This window comes from Massilia endophytica, assembly GCF_021165955.1.
GTDB lineage: Bacteria > Pseudomonadota > Gammaproteobacteria > Burkholderiales > Burkholderiaceae_D > Rugamonas > Rugamonas endophytica.
In genome coordinates this window covers 3,429,804-3,456,495 of the sequence record NZ_CP088952.1, presented here as the reverse complement: position 1 = coordinate 3,456,495, position 26,692 = coordinate 3,429,804, and the positions used below count along the sequence as shown (strand labels likewise).

At 66.1% G+C, this 26,692-nt stretch carries 21 protein-coding genes and 1 pseudogene; 13 read left to right on the top strand and 9 right to left on the bottom strand.

From position 1 onward, the window contains the following. Positions 1–993, bottom strand: a complete 993-nt coding sequence (locus LSQ66_RS15835) for a response regulator (RefSeq protein WP_231766159.1) — start codon at positions 991–993, stop codon at positions 1–3. Next, complete coding sequence (locus LSQ66_RS15830) at positions 990–2,261, bottom strand: sensor histidine kinase (protein WP_231766158.1); 1,272 nt, start codon at positions 2,259–2,261, stop codon at positions 990–992. The genes LSQ66_RS15835 and LSQ66_RS15830 overlap by 4 nt, the downstream gene beginning before the upstream one ends. 113 nt (positions 2,262–2,374) lie before the next feature. On the opposite strand from LSQ66_RS15830, the gene LSQ66_RS15825 reads away from it, so the two are divergent. The 3 genes and pseudogenes from LSQ66_RS15825 to LSQ66_RS15815 form a co-directional block, all read left to right on the top strand. Beyond that, positions 2,375–2,773, top strand: a complete 399-nt coding sequence (locus LSQ66_RS15825) for a group II truncated hemoglobin (RefSeq protein ID WP_231770128.1) — start codon at positions 2,375–2,377, stop codon at positions 2,771–2,773. A gap of 7 nt (positions 2,774–2,780) precedes the next feature. Then, on the top strand, positions 2,781–4,025 hold the full coding sequence (locus tag LSQ66_RS15820; RefSeq protein ID WP_407659530.1) for a DNA recombination protein RmuC: 1,245 nt from the start codon (positions 2,781–2,783) through the stop codon (positions 4,023–4,025). Next, positions 4,026–5,576, top strand: a pseudogene (locus LSQ66_RS15815) (acyl CoA:acetate/3-ketoacid CoA transferase); the annotation flags it as partial. It abuts the gene before it with no gap. A gap of 28 nt (positions 5,577–5,604) precedes the next feature. Here LSQ66_RS15815 and moeA read toward each other — a convergent pair. The 4 genes from moeA to LSQ66_RS15795 all read right to left on the bottom strand — a co-directional run bounded on the left by moeA (position 5,605) and on the right by LSQ66_RS15795 (position 13,012). Further along, on the bottom strand, positions 5,605–7,500 hold the full coding sequence (moeA, locus tag LSQ66_RS15810; RefSeq protein ID WP_269449086.1) for a molybdopterin molybdotransferase MoeA: 1,896 nt from the start codon (positions 7,498–7,500) through the stop codon (positions 5,605–5,607). Position 7,501: 1 nt separating this feature from the next. Further along, positions 7,502–8,614 carry a GTP 3',8-cyclase MoaA gene (gene moaA, locus LSQ66_RS15805; protein WP_231766155.1) on the bottom strand — a complete coding sequence of 371 codons (1,113 nt, stop codon included), beginning with the start codon at positions 8,612–8,614 and terminating at the stop codon, positions 7,502–7,504. Between the two features lie 22 nt (positions 8,615–8,636). After that, positions 8,637–9,950: a chromate efflux transporter gene (gene chrA, locus LSQ66_RS15800; protein ID WP_231766154.1), complete on the bottom strand. Its 1,314-nt coding sequence runs from the start codon at positions 9,948–9,950 to the stop codon at positions 8,637–8,639. Positions 9,951–10,027: 77 nt separating this feature from the next. Beyond that, a complete protein-coding gene (locus LSQ66_RS15795) occupies positions 10,028–13,012 on the bottom strand; it encodes an Rne/Rng family ribonuclease (RefSeq protein WP_231766153.1) in 2,985 nt (994 codons plus the stop codon). Between the two features lie 555 nt (positions 13,013–13,567). Between LSQ66_RS15795 and LSQ66_RS15790 the strand changes: the two genes are divergently transcribed. From LSQ66_RS15790 to LSQ66_RS15775, 4 genes are read left to right on the top strand one after another with little or no spacing between them, the layout of a single operon-like run. Then, positions 13,568–14,587, top strand: a complete 1,020-nt coding sequence (locus LSQ66_RS15790) for an RluA family pseudouridine synthase (RefSeq protein ID WP_231770126.1) — start codon at positions 13,568–13,570, stop codon at positions 14,585–14,587. Positions 14,588–14,601: 14 nt separating this feature from the next. Beyond that, the gene (locus LSQ66_RS15785; RefSeq protein ID WP_231766152.1) at positions 14,602–15,261 is read left to right on the top strand and encodes an HAD-IIIA family hydrolase; all 660 of its coding nucleotides are present in this window, start codon (positions 14,602–14,604) and stop codon (positions 15,259–15,261) included. Then, complete coding sequence (locus LSQ66_RS15780; protein WP_231766151.1) at positions 15,261–15,647, top strand: Rieske (2Fe-2S) protein; 387 nt, start codon at positions 15,261–15,263, stop codon at positions 15,645–15,647. The genes LSQ66_RS15785 and LSQ66_RS15780 overlap by 1 nt, the downstream gene beginning before the upstream one ends. Beyond that, positions 15,640–16,647 (top strand): S49 family peptidase, encoded by a 1,008-nt coding sequence (locus LSQ66_RS15775; protein WP_231766150.1) that lies wholly within the window; start codon positions 15,640–15,642, stop codon positions 16,645–16,647. The genes LSQ66_RS15780 and LSQ66_RS15775 overlap by 8 nt, the downstream gene beginning before the upstream one ends. Before the next feature lie 147 nt (positions 16,648–16,794). Here LSQ66_RS15775 and LSQ66_RS15770 read toward each other — a convergent pair whose 3' ends face one another. Next, positions 16,795–17,091 carry a hypothetical protein gene (locus tag LSQ66_RS15770; RefSeq protein WP_231766149.1) on the bottom strand — a complete coding sequence of 99 codons (297 nt, stop codon included), beginning with the start codon at positions 17,089–17,091 and terminating at the stop codon, positions 16,795–16,797. Between the two features lie 179 nt (positions 17,092–17,270). Here LSQ66_RS15770 and LSQ66_RS15765 point away from each other — a divergent pair, with 179 nt between their 5' ends. Further along, entirely contained in the window at positions 17,271–17,987 is a 717-nt protein-coding gene (locus tag LSQ66_RS15765; RefSeq protein WP_231766148.1) for a pseudouridine synthase, read from the top strand. Positions 17,988–17,991: 4 nt separating this feature from the next. Here the strand turns inward: LSQ66_RS15765 and LSQ66_RS15760 are convergent, their stop codons facing one another. Both LSQ66_RS15760 and LSQ66_RS15755 read right to left on the bottom strand, forming a co-directional pair. Then, positions 17,992–19,194 carry a glycosyltransferase gene (locus LSQ66_RS15760; RefSeq protein ID WP_231766147.1) on the bottom strand — a complete coding sequence of 401 codons (1,203 nt, stop codon included), beginning with the start codon at positions 19,192–19,194 and terminating at the stop codon, positions 17,992–17,994. A 9-nt stretch (positions 19,195–19,203) separates the two neighbouring features. Continuing rightward, positions 19,204–19,989 (bottom strand): hypothetical protein, encoded by a 786-nt coding sequence (locus LSQ66_RS15755; RefSeq protein WP_231766146.1) that lies wholly within the window; start codon positions 19,987–19,989, stop codon positions 19,204–19,206. A gap of 148 nt (positions 19,990–20,137) precedes the next feature. On the opposite strand from LSQ66_RS15755, the gene flhB reads away from it, so the two are divergent. The 5 genes from flhB (at position 20,138) to LSQ66_RS15730 (ending at position 26,675) form a co-directional block, all read left to right on the top strand. After that, the gene (gene flhB, locus LSQ66_RS15750) at positions 20,138–21,298 is read left to right on the top strand and encodes a flagellar biosynthesis protein FlhB (RefSeq protein ID WP_231766145.1); all 1,161 of its coding nucleotides are present in this window, start codon (positions 20,138–20,140) and stop codon (positions 21,296–21,298) included. 23 nt (positions 21,299–21,321) lie between these two features. After that, entirely contained in the window at positions 21,322–23,442 is a 2,121-nt protein-coding gene (flhA, locus tag LSQ66_RS15745; RefSeq protein WP_231766144.1) for a flagellar biosynthesis protein FlhA, read from the top strand. A 280-nt stretch (positions 23,443–23,722) separates the two neighbouring features. Further along, complete coding sequence (locus LSQ66_RS15740; RefSeq protein WP_231766143.1) at positions 23,723–24,325, top strand: DUF4351 domain-containing protein; 603 nt, start codon at positions 23,723–23,725, stop codon at positions 24,323–24,325. A gap of 135 nt (positions 24,326–24,460) precedes the next feature. Beyond that, positions 24,461–25,888, top strand: coding sequence for a flagellar biosynthesis protein FlhF (flhF, locus tag LSQ66_RS15735; RefSeq protein ID WP_231766142.1), 1,428 nt, complete (start codon positions 24,461–24,463; stop codon positions 25,886–25,888). Further along, a complete protein-coding gene (locus LSQ66_RS15730; RefSeq protein WP_231766141.1) occupies positions 25,881–26,675 on the top strand; it encodes a MinD/ParA family ATP-binding protein in 795 nt (264 codons plus the stop codon). Before flhF ends, LSQ66_RS15730 begins: the two co-directional genes overlap by 8 nt. Positions 26,676–26,692 lie beyond the last annotated feature (17 nt).

Below are 26,692 nucleotides of genomic sequence, written 5' to 3'. Positions count from 1 at the left end.
TCAGGCGCGTTCGGCGCGCAGGTATTCGTTGAAGGCGTAGACCGGCGATTCGAGGTAGTGGTCGGGCACGTCGAACAGGGCCCAGTAGTAGGTCTCCCGGCCCAGGCAGACCTGCGGCGCCGCGCAATAGCGGTGCCATTGCTCGCCCACCGCCGCGGAATACATGCCGTCCGCGCCGGGCTGGCTGAAGAAGGGAATCACCCGGCGTTCGCGCAGCGCCTCCAGCAGCGAAGGGGGCGCGTCGTTGTCGCGGGCGATTTCGTAGTGGGAGCACATGCTCTTTTCGGTCTCGATCACCATGAGCTGGGCGCGCCCGTGGCGGTCGAAGAACAGTACGCCGGTAGGGCCGTGGAACAGGTAGTGCTCCACCAGCCCATGCTCCCGGCGCAGGCGCTGGATCAGTGACGCCATCGCCTGGCAGCGCAGGAATCCATAGTCGTGCAGGGCCAGCATCTCGCCCAGGGTTTCGGAATGGTCGATGAAGTAGGCCTGCTGCATGGCCTGGATTTCCTGCTCCAGGCGGTCCAGCGCATCCTCCGCGCTCTTGCGGATATAGCGGTCGATCAGGCCGCGGTTGAAGGCGTCCACGGCGATCTTCTCGTCCGCCGCGCCGGTGAACAGGATCTTCTTGCAGGGGATGCCCTGCAGCGCCTCGCAGAATGCCACGCCGTTCATCTGCGGCATTGAATAGTCCACCACCAGCACCGAGGGAATGGCGAAGCGCTGGCGCTGGCCGCACACGCGGAAAATGCGGCGCACATCCACCGCCACATTGCGCTGGTCCGGCGGCAGGTTCAGCACGTCCACATTCACTTCCAGCGGCAGCTCGCTGCGTTTGGCGCTCGCCTGGAACCAGTTCAGGGCTTCGGTGGTGTTGTGGAAGGTTTTGCTGGCGATCGAGGAATCGAGCTGGAACACGACGCTTTGCAGGAAGGAGTCGCTGTCATCCACCAGCACGGTGGTCGTGGGGTGACTCAGTACGGGCAGTTTCATAGGGCACCTGAACGTGGAAATTCCAGTATGAAGATAGCATAAGCGCTCTCGCGGGAGATACAGCGGATATTGGCGTTCCAGGCCTTCATGATCTGGCGGCACAGGGCTAGGCCGATGCCGGTGCCGTTATGGGACGGATAGGCGTAGAAGCGCTGGAAGATCAGCGGCACGCGCCGCGCCGAGATGCCGCAGGCGGTGTCGATGAACAGCAGGCGCGGGGTGGCGCGCGCGCCGTCCACCACGATGCGCACGCGCCCTTTTCCTGCGCGGTGAATCGCCTTCATGGCATTGCGCAGGAGGTTCAGCAGCACCACCACGGCCAGCTCCTGCTGGCCGGGGAAGCGGAAATTGCTGCGCACCTCGACGCTCACCATGTCGCTCTGGGCCGGGCCGGTAAAGGGATAGCGCCGCATCGCCGCCTGCACGGTCTCCTCCATGGACACGGTCTCGAACGGGTCCATGCGGCGCCGCGTGGCGCTGGCGCTGACCAGGAACATGTCGATCAGGTGGTTCATGTGGCGCACCTCGTACTGGATGCGGGTCATGGCCTGGCGCACTTCCTGCTGGCGTTCCTCGTCGCCGTCGCCGCATTGCAGGAGGCGGGTCAGGCCGCGCACGTTCGCGTCCACGCTGGCCAGCGGCGTGCGCATCTCGTGCGCCACGGTGCCCAGCCCTTCCTTCAGGCCGCTCAGTTTCTGCTGCTCCAGCGCCGCGCGGCCGATGCGCACGGCGCTCAAGGCGGAAATGGCAAACGCATGCACGGGCAGCTGTTCCAGCACGGAAGGCAGAAGCAGCAGCGAGGTCCGGCCCTGGATGGCGACGCAGGCAACGGCCAGCAGGGTTCCGGCCAGGTAGGCGGGAACGGCGAGGCGCATCTCGAAATGGAACAGCGCGACCAGGGCCACCATGAGCACCTGGCCCCACAGCCTCCCGCCCTCGTTCATGAGGAACATGTAGCTGCAGAAGAAGGGCAGGAAATACGTCAGCGCGACCGCCACATAGATCTCGCGGTAGGGATAGCTGAAACGCGCGGCGGCCAGCCCGGCCAGGGCAATGGCCATGCCGATCAGGCGGGCCGTTACGCTCTCGTAGGGCTGGGGGAAGAGGACGGTGCAGACCCAGTAGTAGGCGGGGAAACCGGCCACCCCGAGCCAGGCCAGCAGCGTCACGCGCAGGGCTCCCTTGCTGTCGTCGCGGCGATAGCGGAGCAATGGGCCGAAGCGGCGGCGGGTACGGAAGTTCCAGGGCTGGTCGGGCGCAGTAGGCATGGCAGTCGGCGGGCTGTTCCGAATCTTCCATGGTGCAAGCAAACAGGACCGTTTTGAAAGAAATCGACGCTGAGTTTGATCTTGATCAATACGTACCGCTTTGCTGCGTTATGATGGCAGCTATGACTGAATCACGCACCCTATATGACGTCATCGGCGGAGAGAGCGTTCTGCGCGCGATGGTGGACCGTTTTTACGACCTCATGGAGCTGGAGCCCGAGTTCGCGGGCATCCGCGCCATGCATCCGCCGTCCACCGACGGCTCGCGCGACAAGCTGTTCTGGTTCCTGAGCGGCTGGATGGGCGGACCGGATCTCTACCAGGAGCAGTTCGGCCACCCCCGCCTGCGCGCCCGCCACCTGCCATTCGCGGTGGGAACGAGTGAGCGCGACCAGTGGCTGCGCGCCATGGCCTGGGCCATGGAAGATGTCGGCATCGAGGAGGACTTGCGCCTGCGCCTCATGCAGTCCTTCTACCAGACGGCCGACTGGATGCGCAACAAGGCCGACTGAGATGGAGATGCTGATCCTGTTGGCGCTGGTGGCGGCGGTACTGGCCTTGCAGCTCGTGCTGCTGTGGCGCGCGCGCGGCCAGGGCGGTGGCGAGATGGCCGAGCGGCTGGAACGCGTGGAGCGCGAGGTGCGCATGCAGTTGCAGGCCACGGCCCAGGCGCAGCGCCAGGAGATGGGGCATACCCTGTCCCAGGCCCACGCAGCCACGGTGCAGCAGCTGGACAGCATGCGCCGCCAGATCGAGGCGCTCACCGAATCGAACGCGCGCCGCATGGCCGAGGTGCGGGCGACGCTGGAAGGCCGCATCCGCGAACTGCAGGCCGATAACGGCGCGCGGCTGGAAGAGATGCGCAAGACCGTGGACGAGAAACTGCACGCCACGCTGGAGTCGCGCCTGAGCGAATCGTTCCGCCAGGTGTCGGAGCGGCTGGAGCGGGTGCACCAGGGCCTGGGCGAGATGCAGCAGCTGGCGCTGGGCGTGGGCGACCTGAAACGCGTACTCACCAATGTGAAGACGCGCGGCACCTGGGGCGAAGTGCAGCTGGAGATGCTGCTGGAGCAGATGCTCACGCCGGACCAGTATGCGAAGAACGTGGAGACTGTAGCAGGCAGCAATGCGCGCGTGGAATTCGCGCTCAAGCTGCCGGGCCAGAAGGAAGGCGCGCCGGTGTGGATGCCCATCGACGCCAAGTTCCCGAAAGAGCAGTACGAGCGCTTGCTGGAAGCGGCCGACCAGGCCGACGCCGAAGCGCTGGCGCTGGCGGGCAGGGAGCTGGAGCGGGCCGTGCGCGTGGAAGCGAAGACCATCGCCGAGAAATACCTGTCCCCGCCGCAGACCACCGATTTCGCCATCCTCTTCCTGCCCACCGAAGGCCTGTATGCGGAGGTGATGCGCCGTCCCGGCCTGGCGGACGAGCTGCAGCGCGTGTGCCGCGTGAGCATCGCCGGGCCTTCGACCTTGTCGGCCCTGCTCAACAGCCTGCAGATGGGTTTCCGCACGCTGGCGCTGGAGAAGCGCTCCTCCGAAGTGTGGGAGGTGCTGGGCGCCGTCAAGACGGAATTCGCCAAGTTCGGCGACGTGCTTGCCGCGACGCGCACCACGCTCGAGCGCGCGGCGCGCAATATCGAGAACGCCGAAGTGCGCAGCCGCCAAATGGCGCGCAAGCTCAAGTCGGTGGAGGCGCTGCCTGCGGAAGCGGCCCAGCTTCTGCTTGGAAAAGATACGGACGACGACCCGCAACAGGAGAACTGAATGGCCGCAAACCGCCGCAACAAGATCGTCAGCGCCACCGAAGCAGTGGCCCATGTCCGCGATGGCGATACGGTGGCGACGGGCGGTTTTGTCGGGGTGGGATTCGCGGAGAATATCGCGGTGGCGCTGGAGCAGCGCTTTCTCGCCAGCGAGTCGCCGCGCGGGTTGACGCTGGTGTACGCGGCGGGGCAGGGCGACGGCAAGGATCGTGGCCTGAACCACTTCGGCCACGCGGGCATGGTCAAGCGCGTGATCGGCGGGCATTGGAGCCTGGTGCCCAGGCTGCAGCAGCTCGCGATGGACAATGCCATCGAAGCCTACAACCTGCCGCAAGGCGTCATCAGCCAGCTGTTCCGCGACACGGCGGCAGGCAAGCCGGGATTGCTGACGCATGTGGGCCTGGGCACGTTCGTCGATCCGCGCCACGGCGGCGGCAAGATCAATGCGCGCACCACCGAAGACCTGGTTGAACTGACGACGCTGGGCGGCGCCGAGCACCTCTTCTACAAGGCCCAGCCTATCCACTGCGCCATCATCCGCGGCACCACGGCGGATGCCTGCGGCAACGTGTCGATGGAGCGCGAGGCGCTCACGCTGGAGGCGCTGGCCATTGCGATGGCGGCGCACAACTCGGGCGGCATCGTCATCGTGCAGGTCGAGCGCATCGCGGAAGGGGCGATCAATCCGCGCCAGGTGAAGATTCCCGGCATTCTGGTGGACTTTGTGGTGGTAGCCGAGAAGCCCGAATACCACATGCAGACATTTTCCACGCATTACGATGCAGGCTTCGCGGGTGAAGTGCGGGTGCCGCTTTCGGAGATTGCGCGCATGCCGCTCAGCGCGCGAAAGATCATTGCGCGCCGGGCGCTGATGGAGCTAAGGGACGGCGACGTGGTCAACCTCGGCATCGGCATGCCGGAAGGCGTGGCCAATGTGGCGGCGGAAGAGGACCTGCTGGACCGGGTGACCCTGACGGCGGAGCCGGGCGTCATCGGCGGCATGCCCGCGGGCGGCCTGAACTTCGGCGCCGCCACCAACGCGGACGCCGTGATCGACCAGCCTTACCAGTTCGACTTCTACGACGGCGGCGGACTCGATGTCGCCATCCTCGGGCTGGCGCAGGCCGACCGCTGCGGCAATCTCAACGTGAGCAAGTTCGGGAGCAAGCTGGCCGGATCGGGAGGTTTCATCAACATCAGCCAGAACGCGAAGAAGGTGGTCTTCGCCGGCACCTTCACGGCGGGCGCGCTGGAAATCGCTATCGAGGGCGGGGCGCTTCGGATCGTGCAGGAAGGGGAGTGCTGCAAGTTCGTGGAAGAAGTGGAGCACCGCACCTACAGCGGCACCTACGCCCGCGAAAAAGGCCAGCCAGCGCTGTTCGTGACGGAGCGCTGCGTATTCCGCCTGTGCGAGGATGGCCTGGAGCTGACCGAGATCGCGCCCGGTATCGACCTCGAACGCGACATCTTTGGGCAAATGGAATTCCGCCCCCGCGTCGCCGCCGGCCTGCGCCAGATGGACGCGCGCCTCTTCGCCGACGCCCCGATGGGCTGGACGCTCACCGGGCACGGCTAAGCTGTCAGGCCAGGCCTTCGAAGAGGAGAACGTCGACCATGTCCCCGGGGGCGACGCTGCCCTGGCCGTCGTGCAGCACAACCATGCAGTTGGCTTCGGACATGGAACGCAGGATGCCCGAGCCTTGCGAGCCTGTGGTGCGCACTTCGCGCTGGCCGTCCGCGCCAAGGGAGAGGATGCCGCGCTGGTATTCCGTGCGGCCCGGCTTCTTGCGGATCGCGCTCTGGGAACGCACGCGCAGCAGCTGGTCGTCCGCCGCCTCCGCACCCATCATGCGCAGCAGGGCGTGGCGGGCGAAGAAGTAGAAGGTCACCATCACCGCCACCGGATTGCCCGGAAGTCCGAACAGGAAGGCGCTGCAGCCGTTGGAGGCGATCTTCCCGAAGGCCATGGGCCGCCCAGGACGCATGCCGATGGTCCAGAAGGCGACTTCGCCCAGCGTGGCCATGATCTGCTTCGTGTAGTCCGCCGCGCCCACCGATACGCCGCCCGAGGTGATGATGGCATCCGCGCTTTCGCAGGCGCTGCGCAGCGCTGCCTCCAGCGATGCCGGGTCGTCGCGCACGATGCCCATGTCGATGATGTCGCAGCCCAGCCGCGTGAGCATGCCGAACAGGGTGTAGCGGTTGCTGTCGTAGACGCAGCCTTGCGCCAGCGGTTCGCCGATGGAGCGCAGTTCGTCGCCGGTGCTGAAGAAGGCCACGCGCAGCCTGCGCCGGACCGGCACCTCGGCAATGCCGAGCGATGCGATCAGCCCCAGGTCCGCCGGGCGGATGATCTTGCCCTTGCGCAGGGCAGGGCTGCCTTCCTTCAGGTCTTCGCCCTTGAAGCGGCGGTTGTCGCCCGTGCGGATGCTGCCCGGTTTCACTGTCACGCTGCGCTCACTGATTTCGGCAGCATGCTCCTGCGGCAGCACCGTGTCGCAGCCTGCGGGCATGACGCCGCCCGTCATGATGCGCACGCACTGGCCGGGGCCCGGCGCCAGATCGGACGTGCGGCCCGCATACACGGTGCCGATCACTTCGAAAGTGGTTGGCGTACCGGCCTGCAGCTGGGCGCCCGCGAAGGCGAAACCGTCCATGGCCGAGTTGTCGTGGGCCGGAACGCTGATCGGAGAGATGATGTCCTCGGCCAGCACGCGGTCGAGCGCAGCGCGCAGGGCCACCTTTTCGACCGTCTGCACCGGCTGGATGAAATCGCGGATGATGCGCTGCGCCTGCGTCACCGGCAGCGCGTCGGGATCGTAGTCCGACAGGCAGCTCACCACGTCCTTCAGCGTCCGCGCGCCCGCAGAAGATTCTTCCTTCTGCAGTTCCTCCAGCGTGTTGATGTTGCGGAAGGCTGCCGAGTCGCTGAACATGACTTCCGCCACCTTGATGGATTTGTACCAGCCATCCATGCGCCGCGCACCGCTTTGGAGGTAGGCGTCCAGATGCGGCTTTACCGACACCTTCATCAGGCTGAATACGGGATGCTGCTGCTTGTGCGCGGCCCCCGATTCATCCGCCTCCATCGTGGCGGCGACAGCAAGGTCGGCATCCTGCGCCTCCATGGCGTCGTACAGGCGCTGCACCAGGTCGGACGGCAGGAAAGGGGAGTCGCAGGGCGCGGTGACGAGCAGCTCCGTGCTGCAATGCCTGAGGCCTGTCTGCAGGCCGGCAAGGGGGCCTTCGAAGCCCTTGAGTTCATCCGGCAGCACCGGCACGCCGAGCGCCTCGTACTGCGGCAGGTTGCGGTTCGCGTTGATGGCGGCTTTCGCCACCTGCGGCGCCAGCTTTTGCAGCACGTGCGAGGCGAGCGTGCCGCCGCGGAAGGGTTGCAAGCCTTTGTCCACCCGGCCCATGCGGGTGCCGCGTCCACCGGCCAGTATCAGTGCGCTGACTTTCTCTTTGATCGTCAAACTACCCCCCAATATAGGACATCTCGACCTTGCGCTCGCTGCCGTGCGCCAGGCCGTCGGTGTTGATGGTGCGAAGTTCGGAATAGCGGTCGCCGCGTGCGCGCCAAATGCCGGCTATGGCGCCGGACAGTTCGTTGTCGCTGTGGCCGTCGCGCAGCAGGGCGCGCAGGTCGTGGCCCTGCGTGGCGAAGAGGCAGGTATACAGCTTGCCTTCGGTGGACAGGCGCGCGCGCGTACAGTCGCTGCAGAAGGCCTGGGTGACGCTGGAGATCACGCCGATCTCGCCGCCGCCATCGGCATAGCGCCAGCGCGCGGCGGTCTCCCCGGTGTAGTTGGGATCGGCCTGCACCAGCGGCATTTCGGCGCCGATGCGCCGCACCACCTCGGCGGAAGGAATCACTTCCTTCATGTTCCAGCCATTGGAGGCGCCAACGTCCATGTATTCGATGAAGCGAAGGATGTAGGGCGTGTTCCTGAAATGGCGCGCCATGGGCAGGATTTCCTGGTCGTTCATGCCGCCCTTGACCACCATGTTGACCTTGATCGGACCCAGCCCCACGCTGTGGGCCGCGTCGATCCCGTGCAGCACGTCTGCAACCGCGAAGTCGACGTCGTTCATGCGTTTGAAGGTGGCATCGTCCAGGGAGTCGAGGGATACCGTCACGCGCTGCAGGCCTGCGTCCTTCAGGGACTGTGCCTTGCGCGCCAGCAGGGAGCCATTGGTGGTCAGCGTCAGGTCGAGCGGTTTGCCAGTGACCGTGCGCAGATTGGCCAGCATTTCGATCAGCTTCTCGACATTTTTGCGCAGCAGGGGCTCGCCGCCGGTGAGGCGGATTTTTTCGACGCCGTGCGCCACGAACAGGCGCGCGATGCGCGTAATTTCTTCGAAGGTGAGCAGGGAAGAGTGCGGCAGGTACTGGTAGTCCTTGTCGAACACTTCCTTCGGCATGCAGTAGACGCAGCGGAAATTACAGCGGTCCGTGATGGAAATGCGCAGGTCGTGCAGCGGGCGCGCGAGGGCGTCGGCCAGCAGCCCGTCGGGCGCTTCTGGCACGAGCGGAACGGCGGGCTTGCTGCCCCGTTCCTGCTTGAGCAGGATGATTCTCTCAGTCATTCCTATACGATAGCACGATGCATCACCAGCCGTGCAGCGCGAGGCCCACAGCGGCGCAGGCGGCCAGCAGTGTAATGGTGCCAACCCGATAACGCATGAGGGCGAGCGCGCCGGCGGCTGCCATGGCGATGGCGGTCCAGTCCCAGCGTGCCGCCGCGTGAAAGACGTGCGCACCAAAGAAGACGGCGAGGCTGGCGATCACCCCCACCACGGCGGCGGAAATGGCCGTCAGCGGGGCCGTCATGCGGATATTGCCGCGCGTCGCCTCCACCAGCGGGCCGCCCACGAGAATGAAGAGGAAGGAGGGGACGAAGGTGAACCAGGCCGCCGTGGCCGCACCTGCGATGCCGCCCAGGCCGGGCCAGGAACCGAAGACTTCGTGCGTCCAGCCGCCGACGAAGCCGACGAAGGCGACGATCATGATCAGCGGGCCGGGCGTCGTTTCGCCCAGCGCGAGGCCGTCGATCATCTGCCCCGGAGTGAGCCAGTGATAGTGATCGACCGCGCCCTGGTAGACGTAGGGCAGCACGGCGTAGGCGCCGCCGAAAGTGAGCATGGCGGCCTTGGTGAAGAACCATCCCATCTGCGCCGGCGGGTTCCGGATGCCCGTGAGGGCGGCCAGCAGCAGCCATACGCCCACCGTCAGCAGCAGCCCCATGGCCACAGTAAGCGCCAGGCGGCGGGAGCTGAACAGGGCGTGCGGCGGAGTGGGAGTGTCGTCGCCGATGAGCGCGGGACCGTAGCTGGCCGGGGCGGATGTTGCCGCATGGCCGCCGGGGCTGAAATGACCGGGCAGATAGCGGCCGCCAAGCCAGCCTGCCAGCGCCGCGCCCAGCACGACGGCAGGGAAGGGAATGTGCAGCAGGCTGATGGCCATGAAGGCCAGCGCGGCAAGGGTAATCAATGCAGCGTTGCGCAGCGTGCGCGTGCCGATGCGCCAGGCGGCGGCCAGCACAATGGCCACGACGGCGGGCTTGATGCCGTACAGCACCCCGGCCACCGCAGGCACGGCGCCAAAGGCAAGATAGATCCAGGACAGCAGCATCAGGAGCAGCAGCGATGGCAGCACGAAGAGCGCTCCGGCGATGATGCCGCCGCGGGTGCGGTGCATCAGCCAGCCGATATAGACGGCGAGCTGCGTGGCCTCCGGGCCTGGCAGCAGCATGCAGTAGTTCAGGGCATGCAGGAAGCGCTGCTCGGAAATCCAGCGGCGGCGCTCAACCAGCTCGCGGTGCATCATGGCGATCTGCCCGGCGGGGCCGCCGAAGCTGATGAAGCCGAGCTTCAGCCAGTAGCGGAAGGCTTCGGCCAGGCTGACGGGATCAGGACGGTTCATGGAAGCCCTTGGGCGGGGACAAGAAAAAAGGGAAGCCCGAAGGCTTCCCTTTGATGCTGCGTTCCAGCGTCATCCGCTTAGCGGCGGGTGTCGACCTGGATCAGCGGCTCGTCCGGAACCGGCGGCGCTGGCTTGCGCTCGCGCGGCTTGCGGACCGGCGGCTGGATCTGGGCGGCGGCTTCCTGCGCGGCGCGCAGTTTGGCCGGGTCGGTGGCCGCCATCGTCAGGCCGGCGGCTTCCAGCACCTGGTTCATGTCCACCGCTGGCGCGGGGGCGGGAGCCGGGGCCGGCGCCGGCGCAGCTGCCACCGGGGCCGGGGCTGGAGCAGGCGCCGGGGCGGGCGCTTCAACAGCTGGCTGTGCAACCGGAGCTCCGGCGCCCGACGCTGCGATTTCCGCCTCGGCAGGTTCGGCCGCTACAGCCGGCGCTGCGGCTTCTTCGGCATGCACCACGGGCGCTGCGGCAACAGGCTCGGGCTGCACGGCAGGCTGGACCACTGGGGCGGCGGCAGGGGCTTCCACCGCAGCCGGAGCTTCGACAGCAGGGGCCGCTTCGGCCACCGGCGCAGCAGCTTCCACTACCGGCGCTGCGGATTCCGCCACTGGAGCGGCTTCCACCGGCGCGGCAGGGGCTTCAGCCACCACCGGCGCATCTTCCGCCGGACGGGCCGCCAGTTTTTCCTCGACGGTTTCCACCGGTGCGGCGACAACCTCGGCGCCTTCCGCGCCTTCTGCCGCTTCCATGCCCTCGGCGCCTTCGCGCTCGCGGCGGTTGCGGTTACGGCCGCCACGGCGGCGGCGGCGGCGCGGCTCGTCGCCGCCTTCGGCGCCATCAGCCTCTTCGCCTTCCGGACCCGCATTACCCGCGGACTTCACGGCGCCCACGTTCTCAGGCGTGCCCGTGCCGGTGCCGACCGGGCCGACGCCAGCGGCGGCCAGCGCCAGTTCTTCAGCCTTGGCTTCGGCTGGCACATTCTTGTCGGCGCGCGGTTCACGCGGCTCGCGTGGCGGACGCGGTGGGCGCTCGGCGCGTTCGCCCTTCTCGGCGCGCTCGCCGCGCGGGGCTTTCGCCTCCACCTGGCCTTCGGCGCCTTCGCGCGGCTCACGCGGTTCGCGTGGAGGACGCGGCTGGCGCGGCGGACGGGCTTCGGCAGCTGCCTTGCCCGTGCTTTCCTCGGCGCCCGCACGGCTGCCCGGTTCGCGCTCCTCGCGCTCGCCGCGGCCCTTGCCGCGGTTGCGGCCGCGCGGGCCGCGTGCATTGCGTTCGCCGCGCTCGCCGCCCGCAGGCTTGCTCACGATGGCGGGGGCTGCCGGTTTGGCAGGTTCTTCGGTCTTGCCGGTGAAGAAAGCGATCAGCTTGGCGAAGAAGCCTTTTTCGGCCGGAGCGGCTGCCACAGGGGCGGCTTTCGCCGGCGCTGCGGGAGCGGCAGCGGCGCTGCGGTCCACCATCGGCGCCGGCTGGTCCGGGGTGATGGTCTTGACCACGGCTTCCTGGCGCGGCTTGGCGTCTTCCTTCTGGCGTTTGCTGAAGGCCATGTCGGTTTCGGCCTGCTCTGCCATGGTGTAGCTGGCGGCGTGGTCTTCCAGGCGCGGATCGTCGTGCTTGATGCGTTCCAGCTTGTAGTGCGGGGTGTCCAGATGCTTGTTCGGGATCAGGATCACGGTAATGCGGTGGCGGCTTTCGATCTTCAGCACTTCGCCGCGCTTTTCGTTCAGCAGGAAGGCGGCAACGTCCACCGGCACCTGCACGTGGATGGCGGCCGAGTTTTCCTTCATCGCCTCTTCCTGGATGATGCGCAGCACCTGCAGGGCGGAGGACTCGGTATCGCGGATATGGCCGGTGCCCGAGCAGCGCGGGCAGGTCACGTGCGAGCCTTCGGACAGGGAAGGGCGCAGGCGCTGGCGCGAGAGCTCCATCAGGCCGAAGCGGGAGATCTTGCCCATCTGGACGCGGGCGCGGTCATGGTGCAGGGCGTCCTTCAGGCGCTGTTCCACTTCGCGCTGGTTCTTGGCCACTTCCATGTCGATGAAGTCGATCACGATCAGGCCGCCCAGGTCGCGCAGGCGCAGCTGGCGGGCCACTTCCTCGGCCGCTTCGCAGTTGGTGTGGAAGGCGGTGGTTTCGATGTCCGAGCCGCGGGTGGCGCGGGCCGAGTTCACGTCCACGGAGACCAGGGCCTCGGTGTGGTCGATCACGATGGCGCCGCCGCTCGGCAGGGGCACGGTGCGCGAGTAGGCCGTTTCGATCTGGTGTTCGATCTGGAAGCGCGAGAACAGGGGCACGTCGTCGCTGTAGCGCTTGACGCGGTGCACCATGTCCGGCATCACGTGGCTCATGAACTGGTGCGCCTGCTCGTAGATATCGTCGGTATCGATCAGGATTTCGCCGATATCGGGCTGGTAGTAGTCGCGGATGGCGCGGATGACCAGCGAGGATTCCTGGTAGATCAGGAAGGCGCCCGGCGCGGACTTGGAGGCGCCTTCAATGGCGCGCCACAGCTGCATCAGGTAGTTCAGGTCCCACTGCAGCTCTTCGACCGTGCGGCCGATGCCTGCGGTGCGGGCGATGACGGACATGCCCTGCGGCAGGTCCAGCTTGTCCATGGTTTCGCGCAGTTCCTGGCGTTCTTCGCCTTCCACGCGGCGCGACACGCCGCCCCCGCGCGGGTTGTTCGGCATCAGCACCAGGTAGCGGCCGGCCAGGGAAATGAAGGAGGTGAGGGCCGCGCCTTTATTGCCGCGTTCCTCCTTCTCTACCTGGACCATGATTTCCTGGCCCTCGCGCAGCGCTTCCTTGACGGAGGCGTTGCGCACGTCCACGCCTTCGCGGAAGTAGCTGCGCGCCACTTCCTTGAACGGCAGGAAACCGTGGCGGTCTTCGCCGTAGCTGACGAAGCAGGCTTCCAGCGAGGGTTCGATCCGGGTGATGACGCCTTTGTAGATATTGGACTTGCGCTGCTCGCGTCCGGCGGTCTCGATGTCGATATCGATCAGTTTCTGACCATCGACAATGGCGACGCGCAATTCTTCCTGCTGCGTCGCATTGAACAACATGCGTTTCATTTTTTATTAACTCCGCGGGCCCATAGGCCAAGCAATGCCCTTCCGGGGAAGGGCTACCATAGGGATACACGCGAGAATTAAGGAGGCTGCGGGGAAATGCCTTGTCATGCGACAGCGCGCACGGGCGCTGCTGCCGCAAAGGGCGCATGGAGCCGATCGTTTTGCCGAGTGTCGCACTGCTGGCAACTCATCCGGACATCCCGTTCTGACGGGGCGGAGAATGCAGGCGTGCGCGAAGCGTCGAGCCAGGGCATCTTGTATGGTGCCTGGCGAAACGGCAAGCGTTATCAGTTCCATCAACCGGCGAGCAACGACTGTAGTGCTTGCTCGCCGGACTTATCCTTAATATCCAGCCAGTCTAATTCCGGCATTCCGTCGCCCGACCCGATCACAACAGTGGTTGCCACCCTGGCCTGCGCCGAAATGTGCGCATACATTTATTTCCACTGAATTTGCAAAATGGCGAGGCCAGTGGTGACGCCCCTGTGTAAAATTGTACTTTTCTTTCTTACACGTGCAGCAGCCAAACCGCCGCGAGACGATTATATATTCAAAATGAAGGACTTAGAGGGAATTTCTGGGAAGGCAAGGCAAAAGCCTGCGCAAGCGGCTGTTGCAACTTCTCCAACAAAGGTCCTGCCGCAGGCGCAATTCGTGACAATTGGCGAAGAAGAGGCCGGTCAACGGATAGATAACTACCTGTTGCGTGTTTGCAAAGGCGTACCAAAAAGCCACATCTACCGTATCCTGCGCTCGGGCGAAGTGCGGGTCAACAAGGGCCGCATCGACCAGTTGTACCGGCTGCAGGAGGGCGACCAAGTGCGCATTCCGCCCATCCGTATCGCGGAGAAGGCCGAAAATGCCGTCCCGGCCGCCGAATTTCCCGTCATTTTCGAAGATGCCCACCTGCTGGTGGTGGACAAGCCGGCCGGCGTGGCTGTGCATGGCGGCTCGGGCGTCTCCTTCGGTGTCATCGAGCAGCTGCGCGCCTCGCGGCCGGACGCCAAGTTCCTGGAACTGGTGCACCGCCTGGACCGGGAAACGAGCGGACTATTGCTCCTGGCCAAGAAGAGGTCGGCGCTTACTCATCTGCACGACCAGATGCGCGACGGTGAGACGGACAAGCGCTACTACGCCCTGGCCGTGGGGGACTGGAAGAACAAGCGCCAGCACGTGAAGTTGCCCCTGTTTAAGTACTCGACGCCGGACGGCGAGCGCCGCGTGGTGGTGCAGGCCGACGGCCAGCCCGCGCATACGGTGTTCACGCTGCTGCATAAATATCCCGGCTTTGCCCTGCTGGAAGCCGAGCTGAAAACGGGCCGCACGCACCAGATCCGCGTTCATCTGGCATCGTCGGGCTTTCCCATCGCAGGTGACGACAAATACGGCGATTTCGCCCTGAACAAGGCGCTGCAGAAGGCCAATGCGACGCGCGGGGCCCTCAAGCGCATGTTCCTGCACGCCCACCAGATCACCTTCACCCATCCGGAAAGCGGCAAAAAAATGACCCTCAAGGCGCCGCTCGCCCCCGAATGCGAAAAATTCTTGGTAAGCTTGGGCAAACCGCTGGATTAAGTAAACGACAATACATGCCAAGAAAGCAATTTGATCTGATCGTCTTCGACTGGGACGGCACGCTGATGGACAGCACCGCCACCATCGTGAAGTCGATCCAGGCCGCGGCCAAGGACCTCGGGCTGCCCATTCCGAGCCGCGAGGCCGCCGCCCACGTTATCGGCCTCGGCCTCACGGAGGCGATGGCGACGGTGATGCCCGGCCTCGACCAGAAAATGCTGGGCCGGATGCTGGAGCGCTACCGCTACCACTACCTGAGCAAGGACCATGAGCTGACCCTGTTCGACGGCGTGCCGGAGTTGCTGGACGAGCTGAGCCAGCAGGGCTATTTCCTTGCCGTCGCCACCGGCAAGAGCCGGGTCGGCCTGAACCGGGCCCTGAATGCGGCCAAGCTGCTGTCCACCTTCCACGCCACCCGCTGCGCGGACGAGACCTTCTCCAAGCCCCACCCGGCCATGCTGCAGGAGCTGACGCGCGAGCTGGGCCAGGACCTGAAGCGCACCGTCATGATCGGCGACACCACGCATGACCTCATGATGGCGCAAAATGCGGGATCGTCGGGCATCGCCGTCGAATACGGCGCGCACCCGGTGAGCCAGCTGGCCGCCTGCGGCCCCCTGTTCTCGGCCCGTTCGGTGCCGGAACTGCAGCAGTGGCTGAACGAGAACGCCTGATGAGCGAAGGCATCCTGATCTGCGCGGCCGCCGACGTCGTCGACGGCGGGAAGGGCATCCGCTTCCCCGTCCTGGCGGGCGGCGACGCGGAGACGGGCTTTGTCGTGCGCCATGGCGGGCGCGCCTACGCCTACCTGAACCGCTGCGCGCACGTTCCCGTCGAGCTGGACTGGATGCAGGGCGAGTTCTTCGAATCGAGCGGCCTGTACATCATGTGCGCCACCCATGGCGCCATCTACATGCCGGAGAGCGGGCATTGCGTTGGCGGTCCCTGCCGCGGCGGAAGGCTGCGTCCGATCGCAATCAGCGAGCGGGACGGGCAGATTTACTGGCATCCGGACGACTATGTGCGGCCGTGCCCACCGAAAGAAGACAATCATGAGTGAAGAGAACAGCCACATCCCGCCAGCCCCCGCTCCGGCCCCCGTGCCGCCGCCAGTGCAGCCGCCCATCAACTGGGAGCGCGAGGTGCTGGAAAAGCTGGTGTTTGCCACCATCAAGGAGCAGCGCGCCAACCGCCGCTGGAGCATCTTCTTCAAGGTCTTCATCCTCGTGGTGATCTTCCTGGCGGTCGCCAACTACTTCAACTTCAGCATCCTCAGCGGGGATGCGGAAGTGGGGCGGCACACGGCCCTGATCGAGATCGAAGGCAATATCGAGAGCGAGGGCAGCGGCTCGGCGGCCGTCGTCATTCCGGCCCTGAACAAGGCCTTTGCCGACAGCGGCTCGGTCGCCATCGTGCTGCATATCAACAGCCCCGGCGGCAGCCCCGTGCAGGCGGGCATGATCGTCGACGAGGTCCGCCGCCTGCGCAAGGGCTATCCCGACAAGCCACTGTATGCGGTGGTGGACGAGATCTGCGCCTCGGGCGGCTATTACATCGCCTCGGCGGCGGACAGCATCTACGTCAACAAGGCCAGCGTGATCGGCTCGATCGGCGTGCTGATGGAGGGCTTCGGCTTTACCGGCACCATGGAAAAGCTGGGCGTCGAGCGCCGCCTGCTGACCGCCGGCGCCCACAAGAGCTTCATGGACCCGTTCAGCCCGCAGTCCGACAAGGACAAGGCGCATGCCCAGCAGATGCTGAACGAAATCCACCAGCAGTTCATCGAGGTGGTGCGCTCGGGACGGGGCAAGCGGCTGAAGGAAACGGACGAGACCTTCTCCGGCCTGTACTGGACCGGCGCGCGCGCCATCGACATGGGCCTGGCGGACGGCCTGGGCAGCGTGGACAGCGTGGCGCGCGATATCGTGAAAGCCGAGGACGTGATCGACTATACCCAGCACGAAGGCCTGCCGGAACGTGTGCTGAAGAAATTTGGCGCCTCGGTGGGAGCGGGCGCCATGAAGGCCACGGTGGAGGCCGCGAAACCCGCGCTGCGCTAGGCCCAAATCGCCCTTGCATATCCGGGCTTGTGACCTATAGTGGTCATGTAGTTCGGAACAAGGGAGGGCAAATCAAGCATCGCTCAGTTATCTGCACCAACTTGGGTGAACTACTCCGAGCGCATCACGGATGCGAAAAAGAGAGAATTACAATTCCTCGTAAGAGTCCTGTGACGGGACTGGAAAACGGCGGCCTCGTGCCGCTGTTTTCGTTTCTTCCTCAGCAAACGATTGCGCGCTGCCGCCACTTTGGGCGAAGCCCCCGTGGCGCAGCCAGGCCAGAAAACGTTCCTGCGTCAGTTCCAGCCAGCGCGCCTGCGGCATGGGCTGGTGCAAGGCATCCTCCGCTTCCTCAGGCAAACGCCAGCGGGCCACCGCCAGCGCCGCCGTGTGGCGCGCCGCGGTATGACGGGCGAGCGACGCCCGGTCGACAGTCAGTTTCATGCTCTCTCCGTGTTGTTGGTCACCAATTTTCCGATAGGAACGTTCAGCAGATTCCTACCATGCTTTCAGTGTAGCAATACGAATTGGTCAGGCCATTGATCTGCGTCAATCGCGATGTCATACCACTTTCACCCAACGCAATCGCCTGGCGCATGGCGCCATTCCGGTAAAATTCTGTCATGAGCAAACAGACACTAGACCGCATCCTGCAATCGCAGGGATTCGGCACCCGCAAATACTGCCGCGCCCTCATCGAGGACGGCGACGTGATCGCCAACGGCGAACTGCAGAGCAGCTACAAGACCCAGATCGAAACCGAGGGCCTCGTGCTCGAAGTGTTCGACGAGCGCTGGGTCTACCGCGAGCACGTCTATCTGGCCTTGTACAAGCCCGCCAACTACGAATGTTCGCGCAAGCCGAGCCATCACCCGGGCGTGCTCGAACTGCTGCCCGAGCAGTTTACCTGGCGCGACGTGCAGCCGGTGGGCCGCCTCGACCATGACACCACGGGCCTGTTGCTGATGTCGGACGACGGCCCCTTCATCCACGCCCAATCCTCGCCCAAGCGCCATGTGCCGAAGGTCTACCAGGCCACCACCCAGGAGCCGGTGACGGATGCCCTGGTGCAGCAGCTGCTCGGCGGCGTCCAGCTGCACGATGAACCTGGGCCGCTGGCGGCGCTGGTCTGCGAGAAGAAGGGCGAACACCAGCTGGAGATCGTGCTGGAGCAGGGCAAATACCATCAGGTCAAACGCATGCTGGCCGCGGCGGGGAACCATTGCGCCGCGCTGCACCGCTCGGCCATCGGACGCCTGGGGCTCGACGCGCTCGGCCTGAAGGAGGGCGAGTGGTGCTATCTCAACGAGGAACAGCTGGCCATGCTGGCTCCGGCCTGAGGTGTCATAAGGATCCGATCAGCGCCTTCTGGCGCGCGAGGCAGGCCTGCAGTTCGATTTCCGGCGCCTGGCGCACCAAACGCGGCGCACGCGGCGCAGCCAGGGCGCGCGCCAGAGCCTCGCCCAGCGCGCCGTGATCGTGGAAGGGCAGCAGCTGCGGCTGCAATGCGGCCGCGAACTCGCGTACCGGCGGGGTATCGGAGGCGATCACCGGCATGCCGCTGGCCGCCGCTTCCAGGAAGGACCAGGAGAGCAGGAAGGGCGTGGTCAGGTAGCAGTGCGCCTTCGCCACGTTCAGCAGGCCGAGGTAGCTGGCGCGCGGAATGTGTCCTACGAAATGGATGCGGCTCAGGTCGAGCTTTCCATCCAGCTCGGCCAGCATCTGTTCGCGCCAGCTGCGCCCGCTGGGATGGCGATAGCTGTAGATCTGCTGGTCGAGCCCCGCAATCACGGTCTGGGCCCTGGGGCGCTGGCGCTGCAGGGCGGGCAGGGCGCGCATAAACACGGGGAAGCCGCGCAGGGGTTCCAGGCTGCGGGCGACGTAGCTCAGCACCTCATCGCCGGCGCCAAGCCGGATGGCGCCGCCGCCGGGCTGCTGGATGTCCAGCCGGGCATGCGGCTGGGGCTGCAGCGCGGCGAGGTCGATTCCGTCGTGGATCACGCTGATCTTCGGCTGGTAGGCTGCGGGAAAGGACGCGCGCTGCCAGTGCGTGGGAGCGATGCCTGCGTCCGCCGCATCGAGCGTGAGCAGCTGGAGGGCATTGCGCATGCGGGTGCTGGCGCGCAGCGCGAAGCTCATGCGCGGAGCCTCGGGATCGAAGTCCACGTCCGGCGCATCGGCCGAATAATAGTATTCGCAATAGACCAGCAGCTTCGCCGCCGGGAACACATCCTTGATGAAGAGGGCTTCACCCCAGCCGGGATGCGCGTAGATGACATCCGGCTCGAAACCCGAGGCTTTGAGCTGCATGGCCGCCGAAGCGCAGGCCTCGGCGCGCAGCACGTCCTGTTCGTTTTCCGCCAGCAGGGCATGGGTCTGCGGCGCGCGTTCGCGCAGCAGGCGGTAGCGCTGCACCTCGACACCGGGCGGCGCCGGGTTGTCGTTGAAGGCCAGGGCCACAACGCGGTTCCCCCGCTCCGCCGCCAGCGCAGCCGACAGGTGCACGAACTGGGCCGGAAAATTCTGGTGGATGAACAGGATGTTCATCTTGCCGCGTCAGCGCTTCGTTTTGCGCTTGGCGCGCGGTTTGGCTGCAGCCTTCGCGGCCTTTGCGGGTTTCGCTTCCTGCAGTACGGCCTGCACATTGACGCCGATCCCGGTCAGGTGTTCCAGCCCCGTCGGCCCGCTCAGCACGGCGCCGCTCGTCACCGGCAGCATGTAGGCGCCGGAAAAATAGGCCCAGCCCGTGAGCTGGTAATTGGCGGCGCCCGGCCCCGCCAGGCCGATGGAGAGGGCGACGATACGTCCTCCTTCGCCACGGCTGCCGAGGAAGCGTCCGCTGGGCACGACGGGGGAGTGGCCCTTGCCTTCCATTGTGATGCGGCAGACGAGGTCCACGTCCTCCGGCCGGTCAGGCCAGAGCAGCTGCAGGCCTTCCAGCCGGCCGCCATCGCCAGTGCTGCCGAGCAGGGCGCCGCCGCTCGCCACCTGTTCGCCTGCGCCGTCCACGTATCCGACAACGCTCACGCCCTGCGCGGGCACCTGCAGTGCGGGGCGGGGCGGGGACAGGTCGATGGCGTCCAGCCGCAGCTCGGCCGGTTCGGCGCCATAGGCGCTCACCAGCAGCTCGACCGGCGCCGTTGCCACCTGGAGCACGATGCAGTCCTGCGGGCCGCGCAGCACGGCCCCGTGGGTGCCGGGGGTGGACAGCTGTTCCATGGTCCCGCAATGGGCGGGATCGCCTGCCGCGCGGCCGATGCTCAGGGGGCCGCCGCGGCCCGGGTGGCGCAGGATGTAGAGGCCGGGCCGCAGCACGACCGTCGAGTGATGGATGGTTTGCATTCGCGCAATACTAGCACGCCACAGGGGTGATTTTGCCTCCTACTTTCTCTATGGAAATCTCCAATTAACGCGGGTTTTGCCCTCTGTTCGGCCCATGGCGCATTTGCTGGCGCGGCAATAATGTCAGCTATCGAAACAGGAGTGCCCCATGGCGGAAGACAGCGACGCCGAAAAGACCGAATCAGCCTCACCCCGGCGCCTTGAACAGGCGCGCGAGGAAGGCGACGTTCCCCGAAGCCGGGAAGTGGCGACGTTTACCGTGCTGATGGCGGCGGGCGCCGGCCTGTGGATGACCGGTTCGGGCCTGGTGCGCCAGCTCAGCTCCACCCTCGTGTCCGGCCTCTCGCTCACCCGCGAGCAGGTGTTCGATCCCGACGTGCTGATCCACCGTATTCTCATGGACCTGGTGCAGGTGCTCATCGCCTGCCTGCCGCTGGGCGCGGCCGTGATGATCGTGGCCCTGGCCTCGCCCCTGCTGGTGGGCGGCTGGCTGTTCAGCTCCAAGGCCTTCACCCCCAATTTCATGAAGCTGAACCCGATCAACGGGATCAGCAACCTGTTCTCCAAGAACTCCCTGGTCGAGCTGGTGAAAGCCATCGCCAAGACCGTGGTGGTGGGCGCCGTGGCCTACCTCGTCATCATGAAGAACAAGGAAGCCATGTTCGGCCTGGCCAACGAGCCGCCGCGCGAGGCCTTTGCGCACCTGCTGGACATGATGGCCATGAGCTTCCTCTTCCTTGTGGGTTCGCTGGGCTTCATCGCCGCCATCGACGCGCCTTACCAGATGTGGCACTACGCGAACAAGCTGAAGATGACGCGCCAGGAAGTGATCCAGGAATCGAAGGAATCGGACGGCAATCCCCAGATCAAGGGCAAGATCCGCCAGATGCAGCGCGAGATGGCCAAGCGCCGCATGATGGCCGACGTGCCGACCGCCGACGTGGTGGTCACCAACCCGACCCACTATGCGGTCGCGCTGAAATACGCCGACGGCTCGCGCGGCGCGCCGAAGGTGGTGGCCAAGGGCACGGACGAAGTGGCGGCCAAGATCCGCGAGCTGGCGAAGGAGCACAAGGTCGCCATCCTCGAAGCGCCTGCCCTGGCCCGTGCGCTGCACAAGCATACGGACATCGGCGACGAGATCCCGGCCCGCCTGTACGCGGCCGTGGCCGAAGTGCTGGCCTATGTCTACCAGCTGCGCGCCTACCGTCCGGGCGGCCATTATCCGGACCGTCCGAGCAAGCTCGACGTGCCGGCCGATATGGACCCGCACAACCCGGCCTCGCAGAAGAAGCCTGACAACAACTAAGTCATACCAAGGGAAGCTGAATCATGAACAGCCTGAAAATGCCAGCATGGATGGCCGGATTGTCCGGCGTGAACGGCCGCAGCCTGGCGGCGCCGATCCTGATCATCATGCTGCTGGCGATGATGATCCTGCCGCTGCCGGCTTTCATGCTGGACCTGTTCTTCAGCTTCAATATCGCGCTGTCCATCATCGTGCTGCTGACCAGCCTCTATACGGTCAAGCCGCTGGACTTCATGGCCTTCCCGACCGTGCTGCTGGTGTCGACCATGCTGCGCCTGTCCCTGAACGTGGCCTCCACCCGCGTGGTGCTCACCGAAGGCCACACCGGCGCCGACGCTGCCGGTAAGGTGATCGAGGCCTTCGGCCACTTCCTGATCGGCGGTAACTACACCGTCGGTATCGTGGTCTTCATCATCCTGACCATCATCAACTTCGTGGTGGTGACCAAGGGCGCGGGCCGTATCGCCGAAGTGGGCGCGCGCTTCGCCCTGGACGCCATGCCGGGCAAGCAGATGGCCATCGACGCGGACCTGAACGCGGGCCTGATCGGCGAAGCCGAGGCGCGCCGCCGCCGCTCCGAAGTGTCCCAGGAAGCCGAGTTCTATGGCGCGATGGACGGTGCGTCCAAGTATGTGCGCGGCGACGCGGTGGCCGGCATCCTGGTCACCGTCATCAATATCGTGGGCGGCCTGCTGGTGGGCCTGATCCAGCACGACATGCCTTTCGGCGAGGCGATCAAAAACTATACGCTGCTGGCCATCGGTGACGGCCTCGTGGCGCAGATTCCTTCGCTGGTGATCTCGATCGCGGCCGGTATCGTCGTGTCGCGCGTGGCCGCTGAAACCGACATCGGCACCCAGGTGATCGGCCAGCTCTTCGCCAAGCCGCAGGTGATGTACGTGACGGCCGCCATCATCGGCGGCATGGGCCTGATCCCCGGCATGCCGAACCTCGTGTTCCTGCTGCTGGGCGGCGCCCTGGGCGGCGCGGGCTACCTGCTGTCCAAGCGCGCCAAGGCGGAAGCCGAGCGTGCCGCCTCGCCGGAAGCGCAGGGTGCTGCAGGGGGCGCAGGCGCCGCCGGTGCAGCGGCGCCTGCCGAATCGGAAGAAGCCACCTGGCAGGACGTGATGGCGGTGGACACCCTCGGCCTGGAAGTGGGCTACCGCCTGATTCCGCTGGTGGACAAGGCGCAGAGCGGCGAGCTGCTGAAGCGCATCAAGGGCATCCGCAAGAAGTTCGCGCAGGAAGTGGGCTTCCTGGCGCCGCCCGTGCATATCCGCGACAACCTGGAGCTCAAGCCTTCCGCCTACCGCATCACGCTCAAGGGCGTGGAAGTGGGGGCGGGCGAAGCCTACAACGGCCAGTTCCTGGCCATCAATCCTGGCATGGCCAGCGGCACGCTGCCCGGCCTGGCGACCACCGACCCGGCCTTCGGCCTGCCCGCCGTGTGGATCGACGCCGGCATGCGCGACCAGGCCCAGGGCATGGGCTATACCGTGGTCGACGCAGGCACGGTGGTGGCGACGCACCTGAACCACCTCATCACCACGCACGCTTCCGAGCTGCTGGGCCGGGGCGAAGTGCAGGCGCTGCTGGACCACCTGGGCAAGGAATCGCCGAAGCTGGTGGAAGACCTGGTGCCGAAGATGATTTCCCTGTCCGCGCTGCAGAAGGTGCTGCAGAACCTGCTGCAGGAAGGCGTGCATATCCGCGACATGCGCTCGATCATCGAGTCGCTGGCCGAGCACACCGCCCAGACGCAGGACCCGAACGAGCTGACGGCGCTGGTGCGCGTGGCCCTGGGCCGCGCCATCGTGCAGCAGCTGTTCCCCAGCGGCGGCGAGCTGTCCGTGATGACCCTGGACAACCGCCTGGAGCGCCTGCTGATGCAGGCCCTGCAGACGAGCGGCGGCGAGGGCATCGAGCCCGGCCTGGCCGATACCATCGCCCAGCAGGCGCAGCAGGCGGCCGCGCAGCAGGAAGCGCTGGGCGTCACGCCCGTGCTGCTGGTGCCGGGCCCGCTGCGTGCGCTGCTGTCGCGCTTCCTGCGCCGCGCGCTGCCGCAGCTGAAGGTGCTGTCGCACGCCGAGATCCCGGAGACCAAGACCATCCGCGTCACGGCGCTGGTGGGCAACCCGGCCTGATCGTGCCCGTCCTTTGCGCCAGTCGGCCACCCGTGCCGGCCGGCGCAATAGACTGGCAGGATGGCCGACGATTTCGACGCGCCGTGGAAGGATGCCATCACGCGCTACTTCCCGGACTTCCTCGCCTTCTACTTCCCATCAGCCCACGCGGCCATTGACTGGACTCGTCCCTACGTCTTCCTCGATACCGAATTGGCGGCCATCGCGCAGGATGGCAGGCAGGGCAGGCGCATCGCCGACCGGCTGGTGTCGGTCCACACGCTGGCGCAGGGCGAGCGTCGTGCTGGCCGACCGGGGCAAGTGCTGGCGTCCCCGCAGTTTCGGCTACGAGCTGCTGGGCTGCAGCCTGCGCCTGCGCTTCGCGGCGGCCAAGCTGCAGGACCATGCGAAGAGCATGGACGCGCTGCTGGGCAATCCCAATCCCTTCGCGCTCGTGACAGCGGCGCACCTGCTGACCGGCAGCACGCGCCGGGCTCCGCATGAGCGCTACGACGCCAAATGGCGCCTCACCCGGCTTCTCTATGAGCGCTCCTGGGACAAGCAGCGTATTATCGATTTGTACAAGGTGATCGACTGGATGATGCGTCTGCCACCTGAGCTCGAGAAGCAATTGTGGAGCCGCATTTCCACTTTCGAGAAGGAGAGCAACATGGGCTGGATATCGAATGCTGAACGCTTCGGCATGGAAAAGGGCCTCGAACAGGGCCTGGAGCAGGGCAGGCGCGAAGGGATTCTTGCCATGCTGACTGCGCAATTGGAGCGGCGCTTTGGCGCGCTGTCCGGTACCGTGCGTGCAAGGCTCGATGGGGCCAGCTCCGAGCAGCTGCTGCAATGGGGCGCCAGGCTGTACGACGCGAGCACGCCCGAGGAGCTGTTCAATTAACAATCAGCCATCCGGGAAATACAGGGGATTTCCCGGCCTGTTCCACCGATGATTTCTCTTGGGCATCGTCAATAATTTGACCATACGAGTCGAACCGCGCGTGCGAAACGCGGGACCAGCCCAACAGGAGTCGCAATGAACGTCAAAAAATTTACCGCGCCCACGTCGCGTGAGGCGCTGCGCAAAGTGCGCGAAGCCCTCGGCCCGGATGCGGTGATCCTCTCCAACCGTCCCATGGACGGCGTGGTGGAGATCCTGGCCCTGGCCAATGACGATGCCGCTTCCCTGGCCAGCCCCGCCGCCGATTCGCCCATGGCCGCGCCCCAGCCCCAGCTGGACTTGGACGAGGCCCCGGCCGCCCGTTCGGCCAGCATCGCCCAGGCCTATGACGAGGCCATGGCCGCCCGCCTGAACGCTCCCCTGAACATTCCCCAGCGTCCCGCCCCGGTGCGCCCGGCAGCCGCTCCCCGCGCCGCGGCCACGGCTCCGGCCCGTCCCGCCGCGCCGCGCGCCGCCGCGCCGGCCCAGCCCGCGATGGACATGGACCGCATCTCCGCCATGGTGGCCGACGCTGTCAACGCCGCCAAGGCCAACGCCGCCGCCGAAATGAGCACGATGATGAGCGAACTGCGCGCCATGCGCGGCATGATGGAAACCCAGCTGGCCGAACTGTCCTGGGGCAATACCCAGCAGCGCGACCCGCACAAGACCACCGTGCTGCGCGAGATGCTGGCCGCGGGCTTCTCCGCCACGCTCTCGCGCTACCTGCTCGACAAGCTGCCGCAGGGCCGCAGCGCCGCCGACAGCCGCGACTGGATCCGCACCGTGCTGACCCGCAACCTCTCCGCGCTCGGCAACGAGGACGCGCTGCTGGAGCAGGGCGGCGTGTTCGCCCTGGTCGGCCCCACCGGCGTGGGCAAGACCACCAGCACCGCCAAGCTGGCCGCGCGCTGCGTGATGCGCCACGGCCCGGAAAAGCTGGCCCTGATCACCACCGACGCCTACCGTATCGGCGCCCATGAGCAGCTGCGCATCTACGGCAAGATCCTGGGCGTGATGGTGCACTCCGTGAAGGACGAGGCCGACCTGCGCATCGCCCTGAAGGAGCTGAAGAACAAGCACACCGTGCTGATCGATACCGTGGGCGTGAGCCAGCGCGACCAGATGGTGACCGAGCAGGTGGCCATGCTGCAAGGCGCGGACGCCGACGTGAAGCGCATTCTCTGCCTGAACGCCACCGCCACCCAGGAAACCCTGAACGAAGTGGTGCGCGCCTACCAGGGCAGCGGCCTGGCGGGCTGCATCATGACCAAGCTGGACGAAGCGGCCTCCCTGGGCAATGTGCTGGACGTAGTGATCCGCCAGAAGCTCCAGCTCTACTACGTGTCCAACGGCCAGCGCGTGCCGGAAGACCTGCACCTGGCCAAGCCCGCCGAGCTGATCGAGCGCGCCTTCAGCCTGAAGCAGGGCGCCGCCGCGACCCAGTACGCCGATTCCGAACTGCCCCTGCTGATGGCCGCCGCGGGCGCCGACAGCATGCTGCGCGAGGTGCACCTTGGCTAACTTCAATTTCGACCAGGCCGAAGGCCTGCGCCGGATGCTGGCCGGCCCGCGGCCGCGCATCGTCACCTTCCTCTCCGCCACCCCGCAGGACGACAAGGGCGCCATGCTGGTCAACCTGGGCGCGACCCTGGCCCGGGCCGGTACGGACGTGACCCTGGTGGACGCCTGCGCCAGCGCGCATGGCGTGGCTTCCCGCCTCGGTGTGGACGACGGCGCCAGCCTGCTCAGCGTGGCGCGCCAGCAGTGCGCCCTGAACGAGGTCATTCACCAGGCGCCGCAGGGCTTCAACGTGGTCTCCATGACGCGCGGCGAAATGCGCCGCGGGCCGGACGAAGGCCGCCGCCTGGCCAAGGCCTTCGACGTGCTGGCCGCGCAGACCGATATCGTGATCGTGGACGGCGAGTTCGACGGCGAGGCCTTCCCCGTGCCCGTGATGGCCAGCTCCGACATCGTGGTGCAGGTCTCGAACAGCGCCACCTCCATCAAGAACGCCTACATGATGATCAAGCGCCTGAACCATGAACTGGGGCGCCGTCCCTTCGGGATTGTTGTCACGGGAGCATCGGAGGCCGAAGCCCGTGTGGTTTACGATAATATGGCGCAAGCGGCAAGCCGCTACCTGGCCGTGAACCTCGTTTCCATGGGTTCGGTGCCGGCGGACGAATACCTGCATCGCGCAGCGCGCCTCGGGCGCGCGGTGGTCGATGCCTTCCCGCTGGCAGGCGCCTCGGTGGCCTTCCGCCAGCTGGCCGGACGTCTGGCCCTGGCGGGCTCGCCGGCATACTGAACAGGGAGTGGCAACCA